Here is an 11,788-nt window from a genome sequence, read left to right on the forward strand (position 1 = left end):
GGCCTATTTTGTTTACCCAAAAGTAGTTATAATTTTAAAAGAATCAGAAATCAGTATGACGCAAAAAGCAAGGATTCTCTGGGCAGATGATGAAATAGACCTGCTCAAACCTCACATTTTATTTTTGGAACAAAAAGGCTATGAAATCATTACGGTGAATTCAGGGGTGGATGCCGTGGAGGAAATTGAAAAAGAATCCTTCGACTTGGTTTTTTTGGATGAAATGATGCCAGGGATGACAGGACTGGAGACACTTCAGCAGATCAAACAGATCAAACCTCAAATTCCAGTTGTCATGATCACCAAAAGTGAAGAGGAGCAGATCATGAATGATGCGATTGGAGGAAAAATTGCTGATTATCTAATCAAACCGCTCAATCCCAGTCAGATTTGGCTTTCTGTTAAGAAAATCCTTCAAAACCGTCAGCTCATTGAAGAAAAAACCACCCTCAGCTATCAGCAGGATTTTATGAATATCAGTACTGCTTTGGGAGAGGCGGTAGATCATGAGGACTGGTCTAATATTTATAAAAAGCTGACTTATTGGGAACTGCAGATTGATCAGACAGAGAACAAAAGCATGCAGGAAGTCTTGGAAACCCAAAAGACAGAAGCCAATGCAAATTTTGCCCGCTTTATAAAAAAGGAATATTTGAGTTGGATGGATGAGCGAAATGCAGAGAAGCCTTTGCTTTCTCATCAAGTCATGCGAAAAAAAGTTTTTCCTAGGATCAAGGCTGGAACTCCTTTGTTTTTTATTGTCATAGACAATTTAAGACTAGATCAATGGGAAGATATGGAGCCTTTGATTGCACCTTATTTTACTATGCAGGAAAAGGATACCTACTACAGTATTTTGCCTACAACCACTGCATTTGCCAGAAATGCATTATTCAGTGGAATGATGCCTATGGATATGGCGCGTTTCTATCCTCAATTTTGGGAAAATGAGGATTCGGATGAAGGAAAAAACAACTACGAGGAGGAATGGCTGCGAATAAATCTTGAGAAAAACCGGCTGAACATTAAATTTTCTTACACCAAAATTCTTCAAGCTAACCAAGGTAAAAATGCCTTGGATCAGTTCCATAATATGCTCCAAAACGACTTAAATGTTTTGGTTTACAATTTTGTGGATATGGTTTCCCATGCAAGGACGGATATGAAAATGATCCGGGAATTGGCTCCGGATGAATCTGCCTATCGATCTTTGACCAAAAGTTGGTTTGAACATTCGACACTTTTCGAAATGCTGAAAAAAATTCAGCAAGCGGGAGCAGAAGTGATTATTACTACCGATCATGGTACAAAAAGAGTTAATAAGCCTTACCGAATTGTTGGGGATAAAAATGTCACAACAAACCTGAGATATAAGCAAGGTAAAAACCTCAGTTTCGAGCATGGAAAAGTATTTGAGATTTCAAGGCCTGAGGAAGCCAAACTTCCTAAGCTGAATGTCTCAAGTGCCTACGTTTTCGCTGTGGAGGACTATTTTTTCGCCTATCCAAATAATTATAATTACTACGTCAATTATTACAAGGATACATTTCAGCACGGTGGTGTATCTTTGGAGGAAATGATCGTTCCAATCCTGTATCTCAGGTCAAAATAAGAAGACGTTGAATTCGAAGGTTTATGAATTGAAGGACTTGGAAGAGGTGGCCGAATGGCTCATCGAACAAGCTTCAGGTGAGAAAATTTGGATTTTCCAAGGGCAAATGGGGGCAGGGAAAACCACCCTGATCAAGATTATTGGAAAGAAATTAGGATTGGTTGATGAAGTGAGCAGTCCTACATTTTCCTTAGTCAATCACTACGAGACCGATCAGGGTGAAACCATCTATCATTTTGATTTTTATCGGCTTGAAGACCCGGAAGAGGCCTTGGATATCGGAATAGAAGAGTATTTTTATAGTGGGAATTATTGCTGGATAGAATGGCCGGAAAAACTAGGGGACTACCTCCCGGATCACTTTCTTTTGGTAAAAATTGACTATAATAGTCCCACAAGCCGAAAAATTACCCTAGAACATTTCCAAGATGCCTAACGAAATCAAAGAAATTGCAGCCGCAAGCTTAATCCCGAAGGAAGCCCCTGCGGTAGTTCAAAAAGGACAGCGATCCATAACTATCGGCTTGCCCAAAGAAAAATCATCGGAAGAAAGAAGGGTAGTACTAACTCCGGAAGCAGTAGGGCTTCTGACGAATAATGGTTTAGAAGTAGTGGTGGAGACAGGAGCAGGGAAGGCTTCCAAATTTTCTGATCAGGATTATTCAGATGCCGGAGCCAAAGTTGTGTATTCTCCTGAAGAAGCTCTTCAAGCTCAAGTGGTTTTGAAGGTAGATGCACCTGATTTAGGAGAAATCGAAAAAATGACTCCGGGGAGCTGCTTGATTTCGGCACTTCAAATAGGTCGGCAAAACCGGGAGTTTATCGAGGCCTTGAATGCAAAAAAAATCACCGCAATTGCTTTCGAATATTTGGAAGACAAGGTGGGGGGAATGCCTGTTGTGCGTGCAATGTCAGAGATTGCAGGAAGTACTGTTATGCTTATTGCTGCCGAATATCTTTCCAGTGTTAATGATGGAAAAGGCTTAATCATGGGAGGGGTGACTGGAGTGCCGCCTACACAAGTAGTGATTATTGGTGCAGGCACTGTAGCAGAATATGCTGCAAGAACGGCTTTGGGACTTGGAGCTAATATCAAGGTTTTCGATAACCATATTTACAAGCTGAGAAGGCTGAAGCAGCTTTTAGGACAGCAGATTTATACTTCCACCATTGATAATCTAACCTTAACTCAGGCTTTGGCAGAAGCTGATGTGGTCATTGGGGCTCTTCGCGCTGAGAAGGGAAGAAATAAAATCGTGGTTAATGAAGAGATGGTGGCGAACATGATGCATGGAAGCATCATTATAGATGTGGGGATTGATCAGGGTGGATGTATAGAAACAGCAAGAATGACTACACATCAGGATCCAACTTTTATGGTGCACGATGTAATTCATTATTGCGTGCCAAATATTGCGTCCCGAGTATCACGCACTGCCTCCTATTCTCTCTCTAATATTTTTACCCCTATAATTCTACAAATGGCTGATTTAGGCGGGGCAGAAGAAATGATTTTCAACTATCGCTGGTTTTTGAGAGGGGTATATACCTATAGAGGCAGCTTAACCAATGCTTATTTAGCAAGGAAATTTGACCTTACACATAAGGAACTTCAGCTATTGCTCGCTGCCAGATATTAAATCAGGAAAGTAGGTTTTGTCGGAGTAAAAACTCCAATTGCTCATTAGCTTTGATCAATGCCTGAGTAAGACGTTCATTTTCTCGACGTAATGAGAAAACTTCATAGGCATTTTTAATTACAGTTCGGAGGTAATCCTCCTCCCAAGGCTTGGTGAGGTAGTGATAGACTTGACCTTTGTTAATTGCATCAATTACCGCCTGAATATCAGTGTATCCAGTCAAAAGGATTCGGATCGGACTTGGATAAATAGGGATAATAGACTCCAAAAATTCCACCCCAGTTTGTTCTGGCATTCGTTGGTCGGTAATGATTATTTCGATATCCTCGTTTTTGAGGATTTCGCGACCTTCGTCTGCCGAAATAGCTAAAAAAATCTTATAATCTCTTCGGAAAGTAGCCTTAAACGCTTGAAGATTATTTTCTTCATCGTCCACATATAGAATTCTGATTTTCTCTTCTTTCTTCTCTTCCATTTGTTGACCCAGCCGGGAACCGATTAAAATTTCTCCAAATAATTATTTTTTCTTGGCAAAAACAAACAACAATTGTTTTTCATGTTTGCTCCATAAAGATGTTGAATTTAACTTATAAAATTAATTTTGAATTTAATTTGAGAATAAAAATCAAAAACTAACTTTACCAAGCATATCACCCTTATTGTGCTTCATAAATGTTAGCTTCACCAAAAATCACTTTGGAGAATAGTGTTCAACCCATACTTCTCGACCCAAAATTGCCTCGGCAAAAGGAGGAGATTTTGAGGTTGAGGGAGTTGCCTTATGTAGTCGTTGTAGATCAAATCGAAAGCCAGGTAAAAGACCTTATCAAGGCTGGTAGCCCTTCTATATCTTTTTCACCTGAAGAATTAGCTAAAAAGGCGAAAGAGTTTTTTCAAAAAGTAGACCGGGAAACCTACGGACTTTGGGTTTATTACCCTTGGAAAAATCATTTAGTACATATTCTTCCTGAAGAAGATTTTATTCGAATTCGTACAATTCGCAATAATTACAAAATTACTCCTCAAGAACATGAGTTTCTAGCAGGCAAAAAGATTGGGATTGTTGGACTTTCTGTCGGCCAGAGTATTGCCTTAGCGATGGCTTTGGAGCGAAGCTGCGGAGAAATGAGGCTTGCTGATTTTGATACTCTCGAACTGAGTAATTTAAATAGACTGAAGGCTGGAGTGACTAGTCTAGGACTTGAGAAAGTAGTAATCGCTGCAAGAGAAATTTCTGAAATTGATCCCTATTTGAATCTCACACTGTTTAGGGAGGGAGTTACTGAACAAAATATAGACGACTTTTTCACAGAAAATGGAAAGTTGGACTTGGTAATAGATGAATGTGATAGCTTGGATATGAAGATTTTACTTCGTGAAAAAGCCAAGTTCTATGGTATTCCTGTATTAATGGATACTTCTGATCGAGGCATGCTAGATGTGGAGCGCTTCGATTTAGAACCTAATCGTCCCATTTTCCATGGGTTGATGGGGAATATTGATTTGAATTCCTTAAAAAACCTTACTACCCAACAGAAGGTAGGGATTGGCTTAAAAATTACCGGAACCGATACGCTTTCTCCAAGAATGAAAGCATCCTTATTGGAAGTTGGCCAAACCATCAGCAGCTGGCCTCAACTTGCCTCAGCTGTTTTTTTAGGTGGAGCTTCAGTGGCACATGTTGGGCGTAAATTATTGCTCGGTGATCCTGTGAAATCTGGTCGCTACTATGTGGATTTAGATGAGATCGTTCATTTGGAGACTTTGGAGGAAATCAAAATTCCTGAGTTGAAAAATGTGCAAAATGGAGATTTCAAGGCTGCAGTTCCAGATGATATTCTCCCTTCAGGTTATCTCCCCACCGAGAAAGAGTTGGAGGAGATGATCTCTTTCGCCAATCTAGCTCCTTCGGGTGGAAATGTTCAACCTTGGATATGGGTTTTGGATCAAAGAGGCGTTTTACATCTTTTCCATGATAAAGTTCGAAGTTATTCTTTGCTAGATTATAAAGGGACAGGGTCTTTAATTGCTTTTGGAGCTGCTCTTGAAAATTTGAGAATTTTTTGCGGAAAGCATGGGATCGAAATTGAAGTGATATCTCAAATCAAGGAATTTGATGATGATTTAATTGCAAGTGTTCGGTTTGCAAGCAAACAAAATCAATCCTTGGATATTCCTCATTTGGATTTATATGAAGGGGCTGGGCTTCGCTGTACTAATAGAAAAAATCCAAAGAGGAAATTATTAGATGATGATCAATTAGAAGCCATCCTTTCTTTTGTGGATTCTGAAGAAATGAGTTTAGATTTTTTGACAGAAGAAAAAGATCTTGAAAAACTTTCTGAGGTGTTGGGTGGAATGGATCGAATGCGATTATTTCATGAGCAAGGTCTCCAGGATTTTATTCATGAAGTGAGATGGAACGATAAAGAAGCTCGGGAAACAAAAGATGGGATTGACTTAGCTACATTGGAATTAAGTGGGGCCGAAAGAGCAGCAATGGGGCTCTTGAAAGATCCAAGAACGGTTAAGTTTTTCAGGAAATTTTTAATGGGATATGGCTTGACCAAGATATCTCATTCAACTTTGATGGCAAGCTCGGCCATATTTTTGCTGCAGAGTAAAAAGTACACACCCGAATCAATTTTGGAAGCAGGAAAAATTCTACAACGTATTTGGATAAAAGCCAATATGATGGGGATTGCTTTCCAACCTGTAACTGCTTCCTTATTTATCTTCCAAAGAGTAAAACGTGAAAATGACCATGGTTTTGAGGAGCGGGAAACTCAACTGATTGCAGAACATTATAAAGCTTTAAAAAAATTGTATGGTGTGAAGGATGGTATGGAAGAAATTTTTATGTTCAGGTTGAATTTTGCTGGAGAGCCAAGTATGCGCTCTTATCGCAGGGATGTAAGTGAGACGTTAATTAAGTTGGGGTAATGTTTACTTTCAAGGCTTTCCGGGCTGTAGATGAACCTGAAATCTGTGAACAATTCATAGAAGGACATGCAAATGTTCTAAAGGAATACGGAGTCACCAAAGTAACTTCCTCCAATAACGATTGGAAGGACAATCCCTATGTTTTTGTAGTGACTGTTCATGAAAACTCCACTGGAAAAGTAGTAAGTGGTCTAAGAATCCATGTTGCCTCAAAAGAATATCCACTTCCACTAGAAGGTGCAATTGCGCCTGTTGATTCTGGAATTTATGATCTAGTTGCCAAATATCGCGAGGCTGGAACGGGCGAAATTGGTGGCCTGTGGAATAGTCGAGCAATTTCTGGATATGGAATCGGAGCCATTTTTTTATCGAGAACTTCCTTGGTTATAGCTGAACAAATTCAAGTACCAACTCTATTTGCGCTTTGTGCAGAATATACATTAAAGCCGACCTTACAAAAAGGTTTCGAAATTGAAGAAGGTATTGGTAATAATGGAACCTTTTTTTACCCTAAACTGGACCTTGTGGCCACACTTGCCATTTTAAGAGATGTCGAAAACTTGCCTCTCGCTCTTCCTGTTGAAAGAGATTTTATTTTAGAGTTAAGACAAAATCTTGTCTGCACTCGAGTTGAACAGACACTTAAAGGTCCGGTTGAAATCACTTATGATTTAAGAATAAAAAATCCTAATTGGAGATAATATATGATATTTAGTTTCATTTCTTTTATCCTGCTATTTTTTAATCAATCACCCATATTAATTCAAGGTTCTAATATTAACCTGGATAAGTATGAGTATTTGATTTTGAATGAAGATGATCCTCTTTCGATTAAAGAGGTTATGGGTCGTGAAGATTTTTCTCTTTTAGAGAACAAGAACATTAATTTTGGGATCAATAATGACGTAGTTTGGTTAAAATATTATGTTGAAAACCAAGGCCTTGATTCTCAAAAATACCTCTACATAAACAATCCGTCCCTCGATAGTTTGGAATTGTTTGTGGTTCACCAAGGTGAGGTTATTGAACAAGTTATGGGAGGACGATTGGTTGATTTTGATTCAAAGCCAATACCATCTAAATCGATTATTTTCAAGGTTAATCTTCCAGTCAATTCACCTTCTGATATTTACCTAAGAGTCCACAGCGTTAATAAAAAAATCATTACTTCAACAGTTGCTGATCGGGACTTCTTAGAAAAATTGATCAATAGGGAGAATATCCTGTTTGGGATTTTTACAGGTGTCATTGTTGGCTTGTTCTTTTACAACCTCTTCCTTTATTTTTCTGTAAGAGATAAACTATACCTTATTTATGTAATCCATACCATCTTGGTTTGGTTTGCTCAATCTTCCATTCTTGGATATACGCAGGAATTATTATGGCCTGATTCAGTTTGGCTAAACCTAAGGTCAGGAGTGATTTTTTCCTCCATGGTAAGTATTGTGGGAATCTGGTTTTTGAGAGTGTTTCTCTCCACTGATAAATTTGTTCCAAAACTGGATAAAGGATTTTACTTTATCTATGTGGTATATGCCTTCATTTTGGTGAATGCATTCTTTTTCTCCATCACCATAAGCTATCAAACCTTACTGGTTACCCAGTCTATTGTTGTTTTATTCGTTTTGCTTGTAGCATTTTCTGTATTGAAAATGGGGTATCGACCAGCAAGATATTACCTCTTGGCTTGGTCCATTTTTATGTTTGGAATTTTCCTTTTCGTATTAAGCGAAATGGGTGTAATCCCTACAAATGACCTTACGGCATACATTATGCCTCTTGGGTCTGCCTTAGAAGTAGTATTACTCTCTTTCGCCTTGGCGGATAAGATCAATATCTTGAAAAAAGAGAAAGAAGAAGAGCAGGCAGAGCGCTTGAAGGTGTTAAAGGAAAATGAAGAATTGGTGAGGGAGCAAAATACTTTGCTAGAAGAAAAAGTAAGGGTGCGGACAGACGAATTGGAACAAGCACTTCGTAACCTTCAAAATACCCAAAGTCAGTTAGTGAGTCAGGAAAAAATGGCTTCGCTTGGTCAATTAACAGCTGGTATTGCCCATGAGATCAATAACCCAATCAACTTTGTGAGTTCAAATATCACGCCTCTGAAACGCGATATCAATGATATTATGGAGGTTATTGATTTCTATCGGGAAACAGCACAAAAAGAATTCCAAGAGGGCTCTAAAAAGAAGGCAGCAGACTTGGAAGAGGAGCTGGAATTAGATTATGTGTTGGAAGAAGTTAACCAACTTCTCAAAGGGATGGAAGAGGGTGCAAAGCGTACTGTTGAGATAGTGAAAGGATTGCGACTTTTCTCCCGTGTGGATGAACAGGATGTCAAGAAAGTGGATCTACACGATGGTATTAATAGTACCTTGATTCTCTTGAATAGCTCTATTCCTGGAAAAATCAGAATCGTACGGGATTTCGGAGAACTGCCAATGGTAGAATGCTTGGCTGGTAAAATCAACCAGGTATTCATGAATATCATCAATAATGCTGTTCATGCTTTAAGTGATCATATGGAGGAAATTAAGGATCCAAAAATCGAGATTCGGACCCGTTCTCATGGAGATACTGTTTCAGTGGAAATTGGGGATAATGGCCCTGGAATGCCAGAGCATGTTAAGCAACGAATTTTCGAACCATTCTTTACCACAAAGGCTGTTGGTAAGGGTACCGGTTTGGGGCTTTCAATTGTTTATTCTATAATTGAAAATCATAAGGGAACGATGGAAGTAGAAACTGAAGTCGGCCAAGGAACCACTTTTATAATTACACTACCTGTACACCAAAGCAACGTAAAGCATGAATAGTAGTGACATTCGGGTGCTCTACATCGATGATGAAGACAACAACCTAAAATCTTTTAGGGCTACTTTAAGAAGAGACTTCAAAATTTTTACCGCAATCGATGCGTTTGAAGGACTTAAAATCGTCCAAGAGGAAGAAATCCATGTAGTCATTGCTGACCAGCGAATGCCTGGAATGACAGGTACTGAATTTTTTGAAAAAATGATTCAGATTAATCCGGATCCTGTTCGAATCCTTCTGACAGGTTATTCGGATATCGCTTCTGTAATTGACGCGATCAATAAAGGGGAGGTGTATCGATTTATCGATAAGCCTTGGAATATTGAGCAAATCAAAAACTCCATCAAAAACGCTGCTGATATTTACTTCATGCGGCAGGAGCTAAAGGAGAAAAACATCAAACTTCAAAAGCTTCATACTGAGATGAACCAGTTTGTTTACAGTTTGTCTCATGAATTGAGAGGTCCATTAATGAGTATTTCAGGTGTCTCTAAACTCGCTAAAATGGAGATTCAAGATCCTCATGTGTTGGAGTTTTTTGAAATGATTGATTCAGCTACCACTAAGCTGGATGATTTTATTTACAAAATGCTCGACTTTTATCGCTCCACGAAAATTGATCATAAGATTACTTCGATCAATTTCAAAGAAGTGGTCAATCAACAGATGGAAGCCTATCGGGCAAAATTTGACTTGAGCCATTTTCATGTAGAAATCCAGGTCAATCAGAATGAGGAATTCTTATCTGATGATTCCAAGATTCGGGTGATTTTGAATAACCTATTTTCCAACTCTGTACAATTTCAGAAAAACGAACCTGGAGAAAAGCGTATCGCCTTGACTGTCGATGTGCGAGATGGGCAAGCCTATATTATGTTGGAGGATAATGGAATCGGAATCGAAGATCGACATCATCCGGAAGTATTTAATCTTTTCACCCGAGCAACCCAGAAAAATGTAGGCACTGGCTTGGGCTTGTATATGGTCAAGGAAGCCGTCGAGCAATTGGGTGGAAATGTGGAACTTGAGTCAATTTTGAATGAGGGAACTACCGTTCGTGTGGTTCTGCCTTCATTGAATTTGTAAGGAAAGCTGGGCTTTTGCCCTTGAAAGCCTATCTTTGCAAAAACTTTTTCTCAACAAAACAAATCCGTATGATTAATCCTTGGCACGATGTAAACATCGGGAAAAATGCGCCTGAGATTGTGATGGGCGTAGTGGAAATTCCTAAAGGAAGTAAAGGTAAATATGAGCTTCACAAAAAATCCGGTATGCTTATGCTGGATAGGGTGTTGTTTTCAGCAGTTCATTACCCTGCGAATTATGGGTTTATTCCACAAACTTATTGTGAAGACCATGACCCTTTGGATATTCTGATTATCTCCCAGATCGATATTCCTTCAATGACTTTGGTGGAGGCTAAGGTAATTGGTGTGATGCGTATGGTCGATGGAGGTGAGGCTGATGATAAAATCATCGCTGTGGCTGCAGGAGATCAATCAGTGAATTACATCAATGACATAGATGAGCTTCCCCCTCATTTGATGAAAGAGGTGCATCGATTCTTTGAAGACTACAAAAAATTGGAGAATAAAGAAGTGAAAGTGGAGGATTTCTTGGGTAAGGAAGAAGCCTTACGAATCATCACGGAGAGCATTCAACTCTACGATAAGCACTTTAGAAATCAACGATAAAAGGAAGCCTGAGAAATCAGGCTTTTTTGTTTTTCACCTCTTTTTTAGGTGCTTTTTTTCGGAGATATTTCACCAGTTCTGTGTAGGAATTGTGCTCATGGTTTGATACGGAGAATGATTGTTGATCCGAAAAAGCAACTGTAAGCTGTCGGAATTCCTTTTTATTAGCTATCACAATTTCCTCTTCCCAAGCGAGGATTTCTGAAATAGGATAGGCCTTTTGAAAGCTCCTTAAAGGTAATTTAAGTACGATGTGATCTTTTCCTGCTGTGATAAACCGAAACCCTGCCATCATTTTGACCAAAAGCATCAAAAGCACTAACGTGATAATCGTAGCGGAAACTAGATAAAACCAAAGCCCAAAGCTCCCTTTGTAGGCGAAATCCCGAAGTATCATGATAAGGCCTGCTAATAACACAAGGACGATAAGTCCCAAAGAGAAATACGTGGAACCTTTTGGTTTGATGACAATCATGTTTGATTTTCCAGTTCGGTTAATTTTTCTGAGGCAAAACTCTCCAATTCCTTGAAAAAAGCGAAGAAAATAAGCTCAAATTCATCCTCATTTTCAACTAAAGCCAAGTGAGCTTGTTCCATTTTTGATTCAAACTGGGCTCTTCTTGCCATACCAGTCAAAGCTCGCCGAATCCCATCTATTTCACCATAGTGTAAGAGCCAGTTGTCTTTTTTCATCCAATGGTACATTCCAGCAAATCGGGCTGGGAAAACCAGCGCATAGCGATCAAGAGTGTTGTAGACGTTTTGGATAAATTTCTCTACAGGTTCTCCTGAATATTGATTCCAATTTTTTACCAGAAAATAGTCAAAAAAGACATCCGTGATAACAGAGGAATAATGTCCAAATTTGGGCCTTAAGTAAGCTTGGGCTGCTTTTACCAAAGGATGAGAATCTGTAAAAAAATCAATTGCTCGGTGGAGTTGAATTCCGATTTGAATCTGTTTTTCAAACTTTTCCAGCTGCTTTCCTTTGACAAAATCAGCTATGAAATTCCCGACGAGGATTTTTTCATGACCAAACGATAGAAATGCATGAGCGAGGAAATTCATGTTTGATGATTATCGGA

The 11,788-nt window shown here is 39.0% G+C and carries 11 protein-coding genes; 8 read left to right on the forward strand and 3 right to left on the reverse strand.

Translation table 11 applies throughout. From position 1 onward, the window contains the following. The first annotated feature begins 55 nt into the window (after window positions 1-55). The 3 genes from porX to NY014_RS00130 are packed head-to-tail and all read left to right on the forward strand — an operon-like array spanning window position 56 to window position 3,252. Window positions 56-1,612, forward strand: coding sequence for a T9SS response regulator signal transducer PorX (porX, locus tag NY014_RS00120; RefSeq protein WP_259412499.1), 1,557 nt, complete (start codon window positions 56-58; stop codon window positions 1,610-1,612). 7 nt (window positions 1,613-1,619) lie between these two features. Beyond that, the gene (gene tsaE, locus NY014_RS00125) at window positions 1,620-2,048 is read left to right on the forward strand and encodes a tRNA (adenosine(37)-N6)-threonylcarbamoyltransferase complex ATPase subunit type 1 TsaE (protein ID WP_259412500.1); all 429 of its coding nucleotides are present in this window, start codon (window positions 1,620-1,622) and stop codon (window positions 2,046-2,048) included. After that, window positions 2,041-3,252, forward strand: coding sequence for an alanine dehydrogenase (locus NY014_RS00130; RefSeq protein ID WP_259412501.1), 1,212 nt, complete (start codon window positions 2,041-2,043; stop codon window positions 3,250-3,252). The genes tsaE and NY014_RS00130 overlap by 8 nt, the downstream gene beginning before the upstream one ends. 1 nt (window position 3,253) lies before the next feature. On the opposite strand, the gene NY014_RS00135 is transcribed toward NY014_RS00130, so the two are convergent. After that, entirely contained in the window at window positions 3,254-3,727 is a 474-nt protein-coding gene (locus NY014_RS00135; protein WP_259412502.1) for a response regulator, read from the reverse strand. A 221-nt stretch (window positions 3,728-3,948) separates the two neighbouring features. On the opposite strand from NY014_RS00135, the gene NY014_RS00140 reads away from it, so the two are divergent. The 5 genes from NY014_RS00140 (at window position 3,949) to NY014_RS00160 (ending at window position 10,703) form a co-directional block, all read left to right on the forward strand. Beyond that, complete coding sequence (locus NY014_RS00140) at window positions 3,949-6,195, forward strand: Rv1355c family protein (RefSeq protein WP_259412503.1); 2,247 nt, start codon at window positions 3,949-3,951, stop codon at window positions 6,193-6,195. After that, on the forward strand, window positions 6,195-6,896 hold the full coding sequence (locus tag NY014_RS00145) for a hypothetical protein (RefSeq protein ID WP_259412504.1): 702 nt from the start codon (window positions 6,195-6,197) through the stop codon (window positions 6,894-6,896). The genes NY014_RS00140 and NY014_RS00145 overlap by 1 nt, the downstream gene beginning before the upstream one ends. Before the next feature lie 3 nt (window positions 6,897-6,899). Beyond that, entirely contained in the window at window positions 6,900-9,011 is a 2,112-nt protein-coding gene (locus tag NY014_RS00150; RefSeq protein ID WP_259412505.1) for a sensor histidine kinase, read from the forward strand. Further along, window positions 9,004-10,095 (forward strand): hybrid sensor histidine kinase/response regulator, encoded by a 1,092-nt coding sequence (locus tag NY014_RS00155; protein ID WP_259412506.1) that lies wholly within the window; start codon window positions 9,004-9,006, stop codon window positions 10,093-10,095. Before NY014_RS00150 ends, NY014_RS00155 begins: the two co-directional genes overlap by 8 nt. A 68-nt stretch (window positions 10,096-10,163) precedes the next feature. After that, entirely contained in the window at window positions 10,164-10,703 is a 540-nt protein-coding gene (locus NY014_RS00160; protein WP_135069071.1) for an inorganic diphosphatase, read from the forward strand. A 16-nt stretch (window positions 10,704-10,719) separates the two neighbouring features. Here the strand turns inward: NY014_RS00160 and NY014_RS00165 are convergent, their stop codons facing one another. Both NY014_RS00165 and NY014_RS00170 read right to left on the reverse strand, forming a co-directional pair. Next, window positions 10,720-11,178, reverse strand: a complete 459-nt coding sequence (locus NY014_RS00165) for a hypothetical protein (RefSeq protein WP_259412507.1) — start codon at window positions 11,176-11,178, stop codon at window positions 10,720-10,722. Then, on the reverse strand, window positions 11,175-11,771 hold the full coding sequence (locus NY014_RS00170) for an acyl carrier protein phosphodiesterase (RefSeq protein ID WP_259412508.1): 597 nt from the start codon (window positions 11,769-11,771) through the stop codon (window positions 11,175-11,177). Before NY014_RS00170 ends, NY014_RS00165 begins: the two co-directional genes overlap by 4 nt. Window positions 11,772-11,788 lie beyond the last annotated feature (17 nt).

Origin of the sequence: Algoriphagus limi (assembly GCF_024919275.1) — a bacterium.
Lineage (GTDB): Bacteria > Bacteroidota > Bacteroidia > Cytophagales > Cyclobacteriaceae > Algoriphagus > Algoriphagus limi.